Source organism: Gaetbulibacter sp. PBL-D1, assembly GCF_050509525.1.
GTDB lineage: Bacteria > Bacteroidota > Bacteroidia > Flavobacteriales > Flavobacteriaceae > Gaetbulibacter_B > Gaetbulibacter_B jejuensis.
The window spans coordinates 132,647-149,718 of the sequence record NZ_JBNWKB010000005.1 but is presented as its reverse complement, the minus strand read 5'-3'; the positions used below and the strand labels follow the sequence as shown (position 1 = coordinate 149,718).

The window sequence follows — 17,072 nt, the reverse complement described above, 5'->3', positions numbered from 1 at the left end:
CAATGAAAAATAAAATATATAAAATTCTTACCGTAATGGTGTTAACCATTTTTGTTTCAGCTTGCGGAAATAAAGAAAATCATAACGAGAATGATGGTCATTCCCACGATGAGGAAGAAAAAACAGAAGTTAATGAAGAACATAATGAAAGCGAAGAAGTAATGCTATCACAACAGCAATTCGATGCTTTAAAAATGAAAATAGATACGTTGGCATTACGTAATATGAGCGGCTATGTAGAAGCAAACGGAACGTTAGAAGTACCACCACAAAACGAAGCAGCTATTACTACTGTTGTTGGTGCAAATGTCGTTTCAATTGAAGTGATTGAAGGTGATAAGGTTAATAAAGGTCAAGTTGTGGCTTATCTATCGCACCCAAATATCATACAAGCGCAAACGGATTATTTAAACGCTTATAGCAATAGCGAGCTTGCAAAGAAAAATTATGAACGTCAACAAAAATTATACGATGCTGGTGTTGGTTCTGGTGCTAATTTCCAGAAAGCAGAAGCAGAATATCAAGCATCAAAAGCAATGGTTAATGGTTTAGAAGCGCAATTAAGAATACTCAACGTTAACACTATATCAGTTCGCAATGGAACAATTGCACAGCGCATAGCATTGCGAAGCCCCATTGAAGGTTTTGTGCAAAAAGTTGAAGTAAAAACAGGTCAATATGTAGAACCGCAAACCGAATTATTTGAAATTGTAAATACGCATCACGTTCACGCCGATTTAATGGTCTTTGAAAAAGATGTCCATAAAGTACAGAAGGGTCAAAGAGTAAACTTTACGGTACAATCTATACCAGATACAGAACTTACCGCAGAAATCTATTCCGTAAGCAAAACCTTTGAAGACAACCCTAAAGCGGTTCACGTGCACGCCGAAATAGAAAATAAATCAGGTAATCTCATTCCTGGTATGTACATTCAAGGAAGAATACAAACCGATAATGCTTTAACAAAGGCATTGCCTGAAAGTGCCATTGTAAAAGATGGCGATAGATTCTTTGTTTTTATAGTAGAAAAAGAAGGGGAAAATTGGGCATTTAAGCCTATAGAAGTGATAACTGGAGAGAAAGATGGAGGTTGGATAGCAGTTGCTTTTTCACAAGAAACACCTGTAAATACCAAGTTTGCATACAATAATGCCTATTACCTTATAGCAGAAATGAAAAAAGGAGATGCAGAACACACTCATTAATTATGGAAAGAATAGAACAATTATTAGATTCAAAAGATATTCGCGTTACGGCAATGCGGTTGCTTATTTATAAATTTCTTGCAGAAAAAGAAATTGCTGTAACGTTAAGTGATATTGAAAATGCTTTTGAAAAAGCAGACAGGACAACCTTGTACAGAACCGTAAAGACTTTTGAAGAAAAAGGCATCGTGCACCAAATAGACGATGGTACGGGCATCACCAAATATGCGTTGTGTGAGCAAGGTTGTAGTTGCGATATTAAAACAGATTTACACTTACACTTTCATTGTACTAATTGTGGTGAAACAGTTTGTTTAACAGACCACAAAATACCTCAAATCAAGGTTCCTGAAGGTTTTATTTCCGAAAATGTAAACTTGGTAGTAAAAGGTATTTGTGATAAATGTAGTGGACAATAATTGCACTTCCATTGCACTGTTTTTAATTGCATTTTTGAAATCAAAGAATTAAGTAATTATGAAAAGTAAATTAGCGATAACAAGTTTGCTTACAGCAATTACAGCTTCATTATGTTGTATAGCCCCAGTTTTGGCTCTAATCGCGGGAACAAGTGGATTTGCTTCAACTTTTTCTTGGATAGAACCATTTAGACCTTACTTAATAGGGCTAACAATAGTAGTTCTTCTATTTGCTTGGTATCAAAAACTAAAACCAGAAAAAGAAATAGACTGTGAATGTGAAACGGATGAAAAACCAAAATTTATGCAGTCAAAAACCTTTTTAGGTGTTGTAACAGTATTCGCAATAGTGTTGTTGGCTTTCCCATACTACTCAAGTATGTTTTATCCCAATTCAGAGAAACAAATTGTTGTCGTTGATAAATCAAATATAAAAACAACAGAGTATAAAATAAGTGGAATGACTTGTGCCAGTTGTGAAGCTCACGTAAACCACGAAGTAAATAAACTTAACGGAATTGTAAACTCAAAAACATCATACGAAAATGGTAACGCAATCATTGAGTATGATAAAACTAAAACAAATGAAGCGGAAATTGAGAAAGCAATTAACGCAACAGGTTATAAAGTAACTGATAAAAAAGAAAATTAATGAAAACCATATTAAAATCGGAAATCACTTGCCCTAACTGCGGACATAAAAAAGAAGAAGATATGCCAACAAATGCTTGTCAATTCTTTTACGAGTGCGAGAATTGTAAAACGGTACTAAAACCAAACGAAGGTGATTGTTGTGTGTATTGTTCTTATGGTACAGTTCCTTGTCCACCAATTCAACAAAACAAAAGTTGTTGCTAAAACAAAACTAAATGAAAAAAAAGAAAGTCAATTTAAGAGATTTAAAACCAAATTCAGAAGTGCAACACACGCATAATGATGGTCATAATCACGGTAATGGAAGTGCATTCAAAACCTACGTGCCTGCAATAATAAGTTTTACAATGCTTATCATTGGTATAGGTTTAGATTATTTTGATGTTTCATTCTTTAAGGATTGGATTCGTATTGCTTGGTATGGTATTGCATATCTTCCTGTAGGGTTTCCTGTTGTAAAAGAGGGTTGGATTAGTATTAAAAAAGGTGATGTTTTTACAGAGTTCTTTTTAATGTCTATAGCAACCATTGGTGCATTTGTTATTGGTGAATATCCCGAAGGTGTTGCAGTAATGCTATTTTATGCAGTAGGAGAATTATTTCAAAACGCAGCAGTTAATAGAGCAAAAGGAAATATTAAAGCCTTATTAGATGTTCGACCAAAAGAAGCCAATGTATTTCGTGAGGGAGATTATAAAAGTGTTTCGCCTGAAGTTGTCAATATTGGAGAGAAAATTCAAATTCGTGTAGGTGAAAAAATTCCATTGGATGGCATTTTATTATCCGAAAAAGCATCTTTAAATACAGCTGCGTTAACAGGAGAAAGCAAACCAGATTCCATTCAAAAAGAAGCAAAGGTTTACGCGGGTAGTATTAATTTGGAAAGCGTTATTGAAGTTGAGGTAACCAATAAGTTTGAAGACAGTTCTATTGCGAGAATATTAGACTTGGTTCAAAATGCAACAGCACGTAAATCTAAAACAGAATTATTCATCAGACAGTTTGCTCGTATCTACACACCAATTGTAGTGTTCTTGGCTATTGGTGTTACTTTTATACCTTACTTTTTTGTAGATGATTATATATTTAGAGATTGGTTATACAGAGCATTAATATTCTTGGTAATATCTTGTCCTTGTGCGTTAGTGATTTCAATTCCATTAGGATATTTCGGTGGATTGGGAGCAGCTTCAAAAAATGGAATATTATTTAAAGGTGCTTCATTTTTAGATGCAATGACCAAGATAAATACTTTGGTAATGGACAAAACAGGAACCGTAACTAAAGGTGTTTTTAAAATCAAAGAAGTAAAAGCAATTGATTGGAAAGAAACCGAATTTATGCAATATTTAATGGCGATGGAAGAACAATCCACGCATCCAATTGCTAAAGCAATTTTAGAGTATAAATCAGAAGGAGAAGATTTTGAAGCTCAAGACGTTTCTGAAATTGCAGGTAAAGGATTAAAAGGAATTGTAAATAGTAAAACAGTTTTAGTAGGTAATAAAGCATTAATGATTACTAATAATATAGAAGTCCCAGCGGAAACGGAAAATATTGTAGAATCTATTGTATTAGTTGCAATAGATAACAAGTTTGCTGGTTATGTGGTAATAGCAGACGAATTAAAAGAAGATGCCAAAGAAACAATTGTCAAATTACAAAAAGTTGGTATCAAAAATATTATGATGCTTTCCGGTGACAAAGATTCCATTACTCAACAAGTCGCTAAAGAGTTGAACATCGAAAATGCAAAAGGTGATTTACTTCCAGAAGATAAGTTAAACGAAGTTGAAATATTAAAAAATAATCCTGAAAATAAAGTAGCATTTATAGGGGATGGTATAAACGATGCGCCTGTTTTAGCAGCAAGTAACGTTGGAATTGCAATGGGTGGTTTGGGTAGTGATGTAGCTATTGAAACAGCAGACGTTATCATTCAAACCGACCAACCTTCAAAAGTAGTTAGAGCCATTAAAATAAGTCGTTCCACACGAAAAATTGTTTGGCAGAATATCATTTTAGCTTTTGGTGTTAAAGTCATTGTCTTAATTTTAGGAGCAGGTGGTTTAGCTACAATGTGGGAAGCAGTTTTTGCAGATGTAGGAGTAGCATTATTAGCAATTTTAAATGCAGTTAGATTACAACGAATGAGTTGGTAATTGTCCCCACAAAACAAAACCCAGTTTTTTCGTACCTCAAAATCCTCTGTCTTTTGTTTTGTTCCGCTATCCACCGCACTTGTAGTTTTTGGTTGCCAACCCTCACACAGCACATTGCTTATTTTATTTGCGGGTATATTTTAAAAAGTGGTACAATAAAAAAGCAAAGAGCTGTTGCCATCCCTCACACCAAAAACCACCCCAAGCTATGTTTACATAACGGGTAGTTATAATAGCAGCCGCTACACCCACCGCATCACCAAAGCTGTAGTTATAACGCCATTATGTAAAATAGCCGCTTTTCCCACGCTCACATCCGAACTTTTAATAAAAATCCGAACTAAATTGAAACAATAACCATTTGAAATTTTAGATTAAAATGAAGCATATTCGTTATCTCATTCAAGCTGCACAAAACCATCGTTAAGTCCAATTATTCCTTACCTCAAGTCTTTGTTTGTTTCATTTCGTTAACAAATATAAAAGACCACTTTTCCCCACCACCCAAGTCAGCGGTTATAAAAAAATAGGTTCATAAAATGTAGTAATAAGCCATAGCATATTGCTTTTTCTCGTACCTCAAAAAAACAAAAAGCTATTGCCTATAAATCCTGTATAAGTAGCTTGTTTAAATGCTGTTTTATCAAACAACTATTTAAAACGCTACCCATACAACCGCTTCATCCAATGCTCAAATACGTATTGTAACCTATTTTTTTAAGAGTTTATGCCCCAAAAAGTGGAAATCAATTAACTAAAAAGAAAACAAGATGATTACAAAAACAATCCAAATCACAGAGGTTACAATAGATGAATTAGCAGATGCGGTAGCAGATAAACTAATGTTTAAAATTGAAAACTACCTTAAAGAATTATCTAAAAAACAAAATGATGAAATCCTAACAAGACAAGAGGTATCCGATTATTTAAAGATAAGTTTAGTAACAATACATTCCTGGAATAAACACGGCATTTTAAATCCAATTCGTATGGGCAACAGAATTTTTTATAAAAAAGAAGACATATTAGATGTTTTAGAACAACAAAAAATACATAAAAAAAGGTAGCAAATATATGTGGCTACCACAGCCAACGCGCAAGGCTATAAAGGTCACGCCCTACGGGTTTTGAAAAAAATCTCCACCCCAATATTATTTAAAAAAGAGGGTAGTATTTTTTCCAAAAACCTTGACAGCCTTATCCACGCCACAAGAACATACGGCTTTCTTTTTTTATTGTTTTTCTTTTAAAAAATTAATGGTGCGAAGCGTAGCGAAGCAATTTTAAATTGGATAGCTATGTCAACTTTTGAACTGAAAACACACCAAATCGGAAGAACCTATTCGCAACCTCATTTTTTTATCCTGAACAAAGGGCAAAACAGCGGAAAGCCTTTAATAAATCCCTGCCCTAATTGTTTTGTGGTGTCTGTATCAACCGAAGAAGAAAAACAAACCCTTTATCATTTATCAATGATGTTACAAATAGGCGGTTTTTATGCTTATTATTTAAAAGGGAGTGTTATTCCGTTTATCTCAATAGATGATTGCCGAAACACCTTAAAAAACAGTTACACCTCATTGTTAAGTGATGAATTTCAGTTACAAAAGCATATTAATATAGTTTCAGCTATTTGTAAAAAAGAAGCTGAACTTCAAAAAGTTATTTCAAAAATGGCAGATTTAAAGGTGTCATATATTCAAAACCTATTTTCTAAAAAGCAAAATCGGGCAACAAAAGGCAACAAAAACCAAATCAATCTATTAGCATAGTATTTGCCATATATTACTTGTGTTGGTTAAAGACCGTACCAAGTCCGAACCAACTTCGAACAAGTATTAATTTTAAATTTTATATACAATGGGTGTTATTTCACAAGGAATCCTGGGCGGTGTATCAGGTAAAGTAGGAAACGTAGTCGGTGCTTCTTGGAAAGGTATTGACTATTTGAGAATTAAGCCTTCAAGTGTGGCAAATCCACGAACAGAAGGGCAAGTTAACCAAAGAAACAAGTTTACAGTTACTTTGGAGTATCTTCAACCGAATTTAGGTTTTATCAAGAAAGGGTATAAATCTTATGCGGTGCAAAAAACAGAGTTTAATGCAGCAATGTCTTATGTGTTGAATAATGCGATTACAGGAGCTGCACCAAACTTTACTGTAGATTATTCTTTAGCTTTATTAAGTAGAGGTAATCTATCTGGAGCATTGAACCCTGCAACAGATTTAGCAACTGCGGGACAAGTAGAATTTACTTGGGATGACAACTCTGCTGAAGGTAATGCCAATGCAACTGATAAAGCAATGATTTTAGTTTACAATCCAAGTAAAAAGGAATCAATGTATATTCTTGATGGTGCTGATAGAACTGTAGGATCTCAAATCATTACAATTCCAAGTACCTATGCAGGTGATACAGTCGAGCTTTTTATGGCATTTATTACTGCTGAAGGTAATACCGTGTCAAACAGCGTTTATTTAGGCTCTGGAACAGCTAATTAACGGTTGATGTTTTTATGTATGAAACCACTCTTTATGAGTGGTTTTTTTATGCTATATTCGTAATTGAATTTATTAATGATTGCCCTTAATTTACCCTTTTTAGGTGTTTTTTGTATCCTATTTGTTGCCCAAATGCTCTAACCCCAATAAATATAAGGTAAATTACATATTGTATCGGGAAGTAACTTTAGCAAACTGCCTCAAAATGAATCAATGTAAATAACTGAAAAACAATTATTTAAAATTTTATTATTGAATTGAACTTTTGTCTGTTTGTTCTAATTTAACTATTTTTGTTCTGTATTTGTACCTTTTTTAATTCGCGGTACAAAACGGTACAAAATTTTGTCACATGAATGTATCCATTAGAAAACGAAAGAAAAAGGACGTTAAATGAGTTCAGAAGGAGTAACTCCAAACCGTTCCTTAAATTTCTTATTAAAATAGGCAGAAGAACTGATACCAACGGCATAACGAACTTCTGAAAGAGTAAAGAAGGTTTTGTTTTGAAGATGAGCAAATGCCTTTTGTAACCTAATTTCCAAGATGAACTTTACGGGACTCATTCCTGTATATTGTTTCATAATTCTTGCTAATTGACGTTGACTATACCCAACATAGTCTGCTAATTCTTTTATTTTAAAATCATCATTGTCGATGTTTTCAATAACGTAATTTTCAATTTTCCGTAACAGTTTTTGGTCCGAACTTTCGGTTTTTGATAGTTGATCTGTGTTTTCAAGTTGCCACTGTATACGTGCAGCTTTATTTTTTAAAAGGTTTTTTACTCGTGCAATTAATTCATTTTTGTTGAATGGTTTTACAATATAATCAGCAATGCCTAACGAAAACCCTTTTATTTTGTCAACCTCTAATGTTTTGGCAGATATAAAAATAAATGGTATGTTTTTGTGTTTTTCTGTGGTATTTATTTTTTCACGGAGCTCAAAACCATCAACTTTAGGCATCATAATATCTGAGGCTATCAAGGAATAACTTTGAGTTTTTAATAGGTTTAAGGCTTCTTCGCCATTAAAAGCAATATCACAACTATAAGAATCTTCAAGTAATTCTTTTAGGTAAGACGCCATTTGTGGGTTATCTTCAACAATTAGAATCCTTTCTCTTATCATTGAATTAATTAAGTTTGATTGTTCTTGAGGTATTAATTTGGGTAGTTCATTACTATTTTTACTAGTATTTTCTATAACTTGTAAAGGGAGTTGCAATGTAAATGTACTACCTTCTCCAGGGGTACTATCAACTAACAGATTACCATTTAAAAATTCTGCAAATTCTTTTGATAGAGATAAACCTATTCCAATACCACCAATTTTACTTGCATTTTCAGATTGATAAAAGCGTTCAAATATTCTTTTTTGCTCATTGTAGTTAATTCCTTCACCAAAGTCGGTTACTGAAATTGTTAGGGTATTGTTTTTGAACATGTCGTTAACGATAATTTTGGAATTAGAAGGAGCATATTTAATGGCATTTGATAGTAAGTTGTTAATAATTTTTTCAATTTTACTGATATCAGTATACACAATAATTTTATTAGCAATATTGGAATTATAATTTAACTCTACATCTTTAATTTGTGCCATAGAATGAAATGAAAATACTATACGCTCTAATGATATTCGAAGTGGAGCAGATGTCATATTTAAGGTCATTTTCTGGCCTTCATACTTTAATAATTCTAGTATTTCGTTAGCATCGTCAGTTATCTTTTTTGTATTATTCAAAGCTACTTGAAGGTTTTTTTTTGCTTTGGTTTTATGATCTAGGTTTTCAATGGCTAGAGTCAAATTTCCTGACACTAAAGTAAGAGGTGTTCGGATTTCGTGGGCTACGTTTCCAAGAAATTTAGTTCGTAATTGATTGATTTCTTGCTCCTTTTCAAGTTCCATTTGAACCTGATCCTTTTTACGTTTTTGTTTATTAATAAACCAAAGAATTGCTATTCCACCTAAGAGAAGTAAGCCAATACTACCAAAAATTAATTGATTGCGTGCGTTTTTTTGTCTTGCAATCTCCAGTTCTTGTTGGGCAATTGCCTTGTCTTTTTCAGCTAGATTGAACTTGGCATCAAATTCGGCGAATTTACTTGATTGTATTTGTGTGTAAATAGAGTCTTTCAATGTCATTAATTGTTCATTTATAGCCAATGCTTTTTGATATTCATTAACCGATTTATAAGCTTTAGCTAATGCTTCTAAAGCAGACTGTTTATTCTCTAAACCTGAACTTTTGTATTTTAATGAAGACTCTAAATATTTAATTGCCTGAAATGGATTAGACTCTTCTAGTTCAATCATGCCCAACATGACCAAAGCAATTTGGGTAACCACATCATATTGTATTGCTTTAGATCTTTTAAGGGCTTGAAGAGCAGGTTGTTTCCCAGATTTATAATAGTTATTACTAAGCATGGCATTTGCTTTATTAATATAAAAATGAATCATGGTAACAGCATTGGTTGTATCTGTAATATTATGGAATGAGAGATTTGAATAATAATTAATACTATCAAGTTTTGTTGATGTCTTTGCGAGGTTTTGATAAGCCACTCTTAAATTTTCTTTAGGGCTGTTATGTCGTTTATAAATTCTCAATGCTCGGTGGAAATAATTTCTTGCTTTCTCTTTATTTACAGTAAAAAAATTATTTCCAAGATTGTTGTAAGCTGCTGCGATACGAGTTGAATCTTTCAATTCTTTAGCTAAATATAAAGCTGTTTCTAAATGTTTTAAAGCTTTATTGTCTTCATCTTTTAGATTATAAGCATAAGCATAAAGTGTTTCTTTTCTGAATTCAAATATTTTATTAGGTATCTTTAAAAGTTGACTGTCTAATACTTTAAGATGTCTTAAACCTTGATCAAAACTCCCTTTCATAATTGAATTATTGGCCTTTTTGAAATGTGTTAACAACAAAAGCGAATCACAATCGCAAGTCTTGGCAAGTTTTAGGGCTTCATTAAAATAAATATTAGAGGAATCGATAGCATTTTGCTTTTGTCCTTTACCATTTAAAAAAACAATCTTGTCTTCAACAGATTTTTGAGTTAAAGAATCTGGAATTAATTGCTGTGACCAAATGGTTTGAAATAGCATTAAACAAATAATAGATAGTAGGGTTTTAATTTTCATAGTGATATTACTTGTTCAAAGATACTAAAATACAGCATATTAGTGTTTTGGTGTCCGTTTTGAGTCGGTTGATGTCTAAAAAGCGTTAGGGTGTCTGTTTTGAGATGTACGATGTCCAATAATTGAAAGTTGAGACAACGCATAGCGGCTAATTTTGTATCCAGTTTTGTTCAAAGTTGAACAGCATCTCAAATTAACCATTCAATTATTTAAAGACTTAAAATTATGAAAACAATTACTACTTTATTTTTAATAATGCTAATATCAGTAACAGTTGTTGCACAAGATGTGTATGTGTGCGGGTTTGAAAACAATGGCACCAAAAATGTGGCAAAAGTTTGGAAAAATGGAGCCTCACAACCACCACTAACCAATGGTATGCATCATGCCATTGCTTACTCTGTATTTGTTGAAAATAACAATGTATATGCAGGTGGTGCTCAAGCGGTCTCTAATCAAATAGCAACGGTTTGGGTAAATGGGTCGCCTGTAGCACTTACAAGTGGTTCTAATAGTGCTGGTGTGTTGTCAGTATTTGTTTCAGGTGGTGTGGGCTATGCAGCAGGTTATGTTTGGAATGGTCCCATTTCAACAGCTACACTATGGGTTGATGGGGTGGCACAATCTTTAACAAATGGCTCTAATTCTTCATCGGCTAACTCGGTGTTTGTATCTGATGGCGATGTATATGTAGTTGGCTATGAGAACAATGGAAGTAAAGATGTGGCTAAATATTGGAAAAATGGAAACGAATTTGTTCTTACCGACGGCGGTCAGGATGCTCGGGCTAATGGTATTTTTGTTACGGGTGGTGACGTTTATGTTGTTGGCTATGAAACTGTTAGTTTAGATTCTACAAGTTGGCCAGTTGCAAAAATATGGGTCAATGGTGTACCCTCATCACTTTCTGGTTTAGAATCTAATGCATATTCAGTTTTCAAGAAAAACAATCAAGTTTACGTGACAGGCTATGCCATGTATCAAGGTGATCAGAGGGTAATATATTGGATGAATGGTAGTGGACAGTTTATCAACTTGCCATCGAATAACGGGGTTGGTCAATCCATATACGTTTCTGGCGCATTACCTGATGTATATATCGCAGGCTATGAAAGCAACGGTACCCATAATGTCGCTAAACTTTGGAAAAACGGTGTGCAACAAATCCTGTCTTCTGGAGGTACGGAAGCAGGTGCTTTTTCAGTTTTTGTAGATGACGAAACATTGAGTGTAGAAGCCCCAAAAACACTTCCAGATTTTCTTACGGTTTATCCTAATCCAGCACAATCCCTATTGCATATCAAAGCATCAAAACCTTGTGTTTTACAACTATATAATCTTCAAGGGCAATTGCTAAATACTATTGAAGTAGCGAATCAACATAAAACCATAGATATAACCAACTTATCTTCTGGTTTATACCTCTTGAAAGATATTGATACAGGATATACTCAAAAAATCATAAAAGAATAACGACTATGAAAGTGATTATAATATTATTCCTTACAGTATTTGTATTAACAGGATGTAGTAAAAGTGATGAAGGCAGTTCGTCTTCACAACAAAACCAAGCTCCACAAGTATTCAGTTTATCAGTTATGCCTAATAATGCAACAAGCGTAGATTTGTTACCAACCTTTGATTGGTTAGAATCCATAGATCCAGATGGTGATACCGTAACTTATAGTTTGTATATGGATACTCAAAATCCGCCAACAAAACTTGTTCAAGACAATATAACTGAAACAGGATTTGAAATAACAGAACCTTTGAGTCATTACACCACTTATTATTGGAAGGTTGTAGCAACTGATGGACAAGCGAGTACAGAGAGTTCAAACGTATTTAGTTTTACAACTCGTGGGATAAATCTTGCCGTTGAAGTAACTAATAGCGCTGGGTTTATTCCTAGGCGTTTTCATCAAGCGGTGTCGTTTAACAATAAGCTTTGGGTTATTGGTGGCGACAACCATAATGGTGAAGATGAAAATGACGTTTGGTCTTCTACTGATGGTGTTACGTGGACAGAAGTAAATAGCAATGCTGATTTTTCTGGTCGTTGGGGGCATACTGTTACCGTATTCAATAATAAACTTTGGGTTATTGGAGGTTATGATGGCACCAATGAAACCAATGATGTTTGGTCTTCTACAGACGGTATAACTTGGACAGAAGTAACCAATAATTCAGCATTTACAGCACGCAGTAAGCACCAAGCTTTGGTATTTGATAACAAACTTTGGGTCATTGGCGGAACCGACGTCAATGGTAATAACAACAGCGTTTGGTCTAGCAGCGACGGTGTAACTTGGACAGAAGTTACGGCATCGGCACAGTTTTCGGGAAGACACTCGTTTTCTGCTGTTACTTTTAATAATAAAATATGGATTGTTTCCGGAAGTGATGGCAACGCCAAAAATGATGTTTGGTCAAGTAGCGATGGCATAACCTGGACAGAGGTTGCTACTTCAGCAGAGTTTTCGCCTAGATACAGCCAAACTGCAGTTGTCTTTAGGGATAAGCTTTGGGTAATAGGTGGAGATGACGGCAATAATAAAAACGACATTTGGTATAGCAATGATGGAGCCAATTGGCACCAAGCTGTAGAACACGCCACATTTACCGAACGCTATGGGCATACATCTACCGTATTCAACAATAAAATATGGGTCATTGGAGGCGATGATGATACTGGAACAGGTTTTTTAAGTGATGTTTGGTCTATAAACTAAACTCTTATTTACACAATAAACTTTAATCTACTTAAATATGAAAACAATGGAAACAATAAAGTACATACTAAACAAAATATTAATGAACAAGATAATTGGCCTAATCATACTGTTTGTCTTAACAATAAATCTATTTAACTGTAGCAAAGACGATGATGTTTCACAACAACTTCTAGAACCAACCACTATGGAAAAACTAACAGCCGGTGATGGAATATGGTTTTTTGAAGCGTCTTCTGGAGCAATTTATAATGAATGTATTAAAACAAGTTTTTATAAGTTTAAGCCTAACCAAACTTTTGAAAGAGAAATAAATGATATAGATGCCAATAATGATTGTACGCAACAAAGCCAACAGGCAAACACTTTTGAAGTTACCGACGATAATAAGATAGTATTTAATAACGATTCGGGAGCAGATGTTTATCCTATAATTTCAATTACAGAAAATGAATTGGTTTTACAATATCCAACAGGCGGAGAGCTTACATTAGATAAAACCCCAGGAAACTACGTGCGCGAACCAACCACTAAGGAAAAACTAACTGCTGGTGACGGGAAATGGTATTTTGAATCTCCTGCACATAACGCCTGTTATAAAAAGAGCTTTATACGCTTTTTTTCTGAAAACACTTTTATTCAGGAAATACACGATTTAGATAGCAATGATAACTGTGTTGTTCAATCAGGTGGCACAGGTTCAGGGACGTATGAAGTATTAAGTGATACCGAGATAGATTTCACTTTTAGCGGTAGTACAGCAAGTACATTTACCATTATCTCACTTACCGAAAATGAACTGATACTTCAAATTACGGCTAATGGGACTACATCAACAATTGTTTTAGATAAAACCGAAGGCTAATCACCTCCATACACAACATTAAAAACAGCTTACAATGAAAACAATAATACATTATTTGTCAAATAAAAGCATACTGGCAACGATTGCTTGTATGATTGGGATTTATGCTTCTGCGCAAATCACGAACATTCCCGATGCTAATTTTGAGCAAGCGCTTATAGACTTGGGCTACGATACCGTTTTGGATGGTCAAGTTTTAACTGCCAACATAAACACAGTGACAAGTCTTGATGTAGAAAGTAAGAATCTAACCAATTTAGCAGGGATAGAAGATTTTTCAGCGCTTGAGTTTTTAAGTGTTACCAATAATTTATTGACTAACTTAAACTTAAGTCAAAACACCAATTTAACCGAATTACGATGTATGTCTAATGAGCTCACCTCAATAAACATTTCACAGAATACAGCATTGGAACGTTTGTGGTTAACGGGAAATGACTTAACAGCTTTGGATATAAGTCAAAACACTAATTTGGTCGATTTACGTTGTGCCAACAACCCATTTACCAGCTTGGATGTGAGCAATAACATCAATCTTGAGTACCTCGTAATATATTGGAATTCATTAGAAGTTTTGGATGTGAGTCAAAACATTAATTTAGCACATTTGGATGTTAATGGCAGTGCTCACTTAACAACCTTAAACGTGAAAAACAGCACCAACAACTTGATAACGTTTTTTGATGCCACTAATTCACCAAACTTGTCGTGCATTCAGGTAGATAATGCAGCATATTCTACAACCAATTGGACCAATATTGATACAACAACAAGTTTTTCTGGTTATTGTCTAGGCTATTACTCTTACATTCCAGATGACAATTTTGAGCAAGTGCTTATAGATTTGGGATACGACGATGTTTTGAATAATTTCGTATTAACACATCATATTAATACCATAACATCGCTGGATGTAAGCTCTAAAAACATTGTAACCTTAAGTGGTATAGAAGATTTTACAGCCTTGGAAACTTTGGCTTGTGAAAACAATTCTTTATCGGTTTTGGACGTAAGAAGCAATCCTAATTTAGAAACGCTTTCGTGCTATAACAACCAAATCACAGACTTGTATATTTATGATTTTCAAAACAGCTCTAACCTAAAGACGTTATCGTGTTACAATAATCAAATTTCTTATCTGTATTTTGGTTTGGACAATGTGCTTGAAGAGTTGCATTGTTTTAATAATTATATAGAAACTATTAGTTTACAAAACAATACCACATTACAAATATTAAATTGTTATGGTAATGAACTTACTGCTTTAGATTTAAGCCAGACTTCTAGCTTGAGTTGGTTGCGTTGCGACAATAACCAATTGAAAGCATTGGATGTGAAAAATGGCAACAATAGTCAAATTACATATTTCAACACATTAAACAATCCTGATTTAAGCTGTACCAATGTAGATGATGCCAATTATGCAACAACAAATTGGACTAACATTGATGCCACGGCATCGTTTTCTGAAACTTGCTCTGATTATTATACAGCCATTCCAGATTCCAACTTCGAACAAGCCCTGATAGATTTAGGAATTGACACTGCTATTGATGGGCAGGTTTTAACAGCCAGTATTAAGGCGATAACGTATTTAAATGTTTCAAATCTCTCGATTTCAGACTTAACAGGCATTCAAGATTTTGAAATGTTACAGTATCTAAGCTGTTCTAAAAACAATCTTACGGCTTTAGATGTAAGTCAAAACAGCAATTTAATAACTTTGAATTGTGATCAAAACGCTCTAACAGCCTTAGATGTAAGTCAAAACAGCAATTTAACAACTTTATATACTTATGTAAATGCACTAACATCCTTAAATGTAAGTCAAAACACAAATCTTGAATTGCTTTATTGTACAAATAATCAACTCACAGCACTAGATGTAAGCCAAAATGAACAGTTAGTAACACTTGTTTGTTCAGACAATCAACTCACATCACTTAACATTAAAAATGGGAACAATACCAACTTTTCTTATTTTGATGCAAAAGACAATCCTAATTTAAGTTGTGTTGAGGTTGACGATGTCACTTATGCCAATGCAATTTTAAGTTCTGGAATAAATGGGGTAACCGTTTTTTCTGAAGATTGTACTCCTTCGTATACAGCCATTCCTGATGTTAATTTTGAGCAAGTGCTTATAGATTTGGGTTACGATACCGTAATAAATGGACAAGTATTAACAAGCAATATTAATACTGTTACCACACTAAATGTCTATAACAAAAATATTGGTAATTTAAATGGTATTCAGGATTTTTCAGCGTTAGAAGAATTGAACTGTGCTGCCAATCAGCTCACAGCTTTAGATGTTTCTCAAAATGCAAACTTGGAAACCTTGTACTGCTTTCAAAACCAATTACAAGTTATAGATGTAAGTAATAATACCCAACTTACATATTTAGATTGTAGTAATAATCAGCTTACGGTTTTGGATGTAGATCAAAACCAATATTTAGAACGTTTATATTGTACCGATAACGACTTATTAGTTTTAGATGTATCGCTTAATGGCGACTTATACACTTTAAGCTGCTATAACAACAATTTACACGGCTTAAATGTTGCCAATGCCAACAACACCAATTTTAACCTGTTTCAAGCGCAAAACAACCCGAGTTTAACCTGTATTCAAATAGATAATGGATTTACACCACCAACCGGTAGTAGTTGGGAGAAAGATGCTACGGCTTCTTATAGTGATAGCTGCTCAACGTTGGGAATAGAAACAACAACTATAGATGCACTTAAGATGTATCCAAACCCAGTGGAAGAGTATTTAACCATTACATCAAAAACACCTTTAACCTTTCAGCTGTATAATGTGCAAGGACAACTTTTAAAGACTGTAAAAGTAGATGGAAATACAACGATTGATTTTAATGACTTGCCGTCTGATATGTATTTTTTAAGAAGTAAAAACAATTCGTTTTGCAAAAAGATTATTAAATATTAAACATGTTGACTAATGTTTACAAAAAAATATAGCAAGAGAAATTACATTTTAACCAATAAAAAAGTTTTAAAATAAGATTTACATTATATATAGCAATAGTCTTCTTGGCTTAACACTTCTGTTAAATGACGATAATTTCACTTTTTTATGTAAAAGAATGAAATCAAAGATCTAAATGAGGAAAGGTATTAACTCAATTAGAGTTAAATAAAATCATGAAAAAGTTCATTGTTATACTATGACAGTAGTTATTATTTATCAAAATTAGAATAAAGATATCCATATTTAAAAATTAATGATCATGTTATTATCTGAAAAGAATAAGGTTATATTTGATTTGATTTTTTTCTTTCTTATTTATACTAGTAAAGGACTAAGTTTGGGGATTTTGCAAAAGTTAATAGTATTTTAAGAAA

At 33.6% G+C, this 17,072-nt stretch carries 13 protein-coding genes; 12 read left to right on the top strand and 1 reads right to left on the bottom strand.

The features are described from left to right. Positions 1-2: 2 nt before the first annotated feature. From ACQ0RB_RS05885 to ACQ0RB_RS05850, 8 genes are all read left to right on the top strand, one after another. Positions 3-1,208 carry an efflux RND transporter periplasmic adaptor subunit gene (locus ACQ0RB_RS05885; protein ID WP_430497176.1) on the top strand — a complete coding sequence of 402 codons (1,206 nt, stop codon included), beginning with the start codon at positions 3-5 and terminating at the stop codon, positions 1,206-1,208. Between the two features lie 2 nt (positions 1,209-1,210). Continuing rightward, a complete protein-coding gene (locus ACQ0RB_RS05880; protein ID WP_278004080.1) occupies positions 1,211-1,627 on the top strand; it encodes a Fur family transcriptional regulator in 417 nt (138 codons plus the stop codon). 58 nt (positions 1,628-1,685) lie between these two features. Beyond that, complete coding sequence (gene merTP, locus ACQ0RB_RS05875; RefSeq protein WP_036122966.1) at positions 1,686-2,279, top strand: mercuric transport protein MerTP; 594 nt, start codon at positions 1,686-1,688, stop codon at positions 2,277-2,279. After that, complete coding sequence (locus tag ACQ0RB_RS05870) at positions 2,279-2,485, top strand: GDCCVxC domain-containing (seleno)protein (RefSeq protein ID WP_084176750.1); 207 nt, start codon at positions 2,279-2,281, stop codon at positions 2,483-2,485. The genes merTP and ACQ0RB_RS05870 overlap by 1 nt, the downstream gene beginning before the upstream one ends. Before the next feature lie 11 nt (positions 2,486-2,496). After that, the gene (locus ACQ0RB_RS05865) at positions 2,497-4,443 is read left to right on the top strand and encodes a heavy metal translocating P-type ATPase (RefSeq protein ID WP_430497173.1); all 1,947 of its coding nucleotides are present in this window, start codon (positions 2,497-2,499) and stop codon (positions 4,441-4,443) included. Positions 4,444-5,213: 770 nt separating this feature from the next. Further along, positions 5,214-5,510: a helix-turn-helix domain-containing protein gene (locus ACQ0RB_RS05860; protein ID WP_223077120.1), complete on the top strand. Its 297-nt coding sequence runs from the start codon at positions 5,214-5,216 to the stop codon at positions 5,508-5,510. A 231-nt stretch (positions 5,511-5,741) separates the two neighbouring features. Beyond that, positions 5,742-6,215, top strand: a complete 474-nt coding sequence (locus ACQ0RB_RS05855) for a DUF6943 family protein (RefSeq protein ID WP_430497171.1) — start codon at positions 5,742-5,744, stop codon at positions 6,213-6,215. 88 nt (positions 6,216-6,303) lie between these two features. Next, positions 6,304-6,945 (top strand): DUF6266 family protein, encoded by a 642-nt coding sequence (locus ACQ0RB_RS05850; RefSeq protein WP_072349409.1) that lies wholly within the window; start codon positions 6,304-6,306, stop codon positions 6,943-6,945. Positions 6,946-7,334: 389 nt separating this feature from the next. Here ACQ0RB_RS05850 and ACQ0RB_RS05845 read toward each other — a convergent pair whose 3' ends face one another. Further along, a complete protein-coding gene (locus tag ACQ0RB_RS05845) occupies positions 7,335-10,100 on the bottom strand; it encodes a hybrid sensor histidine kinase/response regulator transcription factor (RefSeq protein ID WP_430497168.1) in 2,766 nt (921 codons plus the stop codon). A gap of 225 nt (positions 10,101-10,325) precedes the next feature. Between ACQ0RB_RS05845 and ACQ0RB_RS05840 the strand changes: the two genes are divergently transcribed. The 4 genes from ACQ0RB_RS05840 to ACQ0RB_RS05825 all read left to right on the top strand — a co-directional run bounded on the left by ACQ0RB_RS05840 (position 10,326) and on the right by ACQ0RB_RS05825 (position 16,656). Beyond that, entirely contained in the window at positions 10,326-11,573 is a 1,248-nt protein-coding gene (locus ACQ0RB_RS05840; RefSeq protein WP_430497166.1) for a T9SS type A sorting domain-containing protein, read from the top strand. A 5-nt stretch (positions 11,574-11,578) separates the two neighbouring features. Next, positions 11,579-12,832, top strand: a complete 1,254-nt coding sequence (locus tag ACQ0RB_RS05835) for a Kelch repeat-containing protein (protein WP_430497164.1) — start codon at positions 11,579-11,581, stop codon at positions 12,830-12,832. An 82-nt stretch (positions 12,833-12,914) separates the two neighbouring features. Further along, positions 12,915-13,697: a lipocalin family protein gene (locus ACQ0RB_RS05830; RefSeq protein WP_430497162.1), complete on the top strand. Its 783-nt coding sequence runs from the start codon at positions 12,915-12,917 to the stop codon at positions 13,695-13,697. Between the two features lie 34 nt (positions 13,698-13,731). Further along, complete coding sequence (locus tag ACQ0RB_RS05825) at positions 13,732-16,656, top strand: leucine-rich repeat domain-containing protein (RefSeq protein WP_430497161.1); 2,925 nt, start codon at positions 13,732-13,734, stop codon at positions 16,654-16,656. The last annotated feature ends 416 nt before the right edge of the window (positions 16,657-17,072 follow it).

Excerpts from the sequence above, each read along its gene's own strand:
- ACQ0RB_RS05885 (WP_430497176.1), top strand. The coding sequence starts at position 3 with ATGAAAAATAAAATATATAAAATTCTTACCGTAATGGTGTTAACCATT.
- ACQ0RB_RS05880 (WP_278004080.1), top strand. The coding sequence starts at position 1,211 with ATGGAAAGAATAGAACAATTATTAGATTCAAAAGATATTCGCGTTACG.
- merTP (WP_036122966.1), top strand. The coding sequence starts at position 1,686 with ATGAAAAGTAAATTAGCGATAACAAGTTTGCTTACAGCAATTACAGCT.
- ACQ0RB_RS05870 (WP_084176750.1), top strand. The coding sequence starts at position 2,279 with ATGAAAACCATATTAAAATCGGAAATCACTTGCCCTAACTGCGGACAT.
- ACQ0RB_RS05865 (WP_430497173.1), top strand. The coding sequence starts at position 2,497 with ATGAAAAAAAAGAAAGTCAATTTAAGAGATTTAAAACCAAATTCAGAA.
- ACQ0RB_RS05860 (WP_223077120.1), top strand. The coding sequence starts at position 5,214 with ATGATTACAAAAACAATCCAAATCACAGAGGTTACAATAGATGAATTA.
- ACQ0RB_RS05855 (WP_430497171.1), top strand. The coding sequence starts at position 5,742 with ATGTCAACTTTTGAACTGAAAACACACCAAATCGGAAGAACCTATTCG.
- ACQ0RB_RS05850 (WP_072349409.1), top strand. The coding sequence starts at position 6,304 with ATGGGTGTTATTTCACAAGGAATCCTGGGCGGTGTATCAGGTAAAGTA.
- ACQ0RB_RS05845 (WP_430497168.1), bottom strand. The coding sequence starts at position 10,100 with ATGAAAATTAAAACCCTACTATCTATTATTTGTTTAATGCTATTTCAA.
- ACQ0RB_RS05840 (WP_430497166.1), top strand. The coding sequence starts at position 10,326 with ATGAAAACAATTACTACTTTATTTTTAATAATGCTAATATCAGTAACA.
- ACQ0RB_RS05835 (WP_430497164.1), top strand. The coding sequence starts at position 11,579 with ATGAAAGTGATTATAATATTATTCCTTACAGTATTTGTATTAACAGGA.
- ACQ0RB_RS05830 (WP_430497162.1), top strand. The coding sequence starts at position 12,915 with ATGAACAAGATAATTGGCCTAATCATACTGTTTGTCTTAACAATAAAT.
- ACQ0RB_RS05825 (WP_430497161.1), top strand. The coding sequence starts at position 13,732 with ATGAAAACAATAATACATTATTTGTCAAATAAAAGCATACTGGCAACG.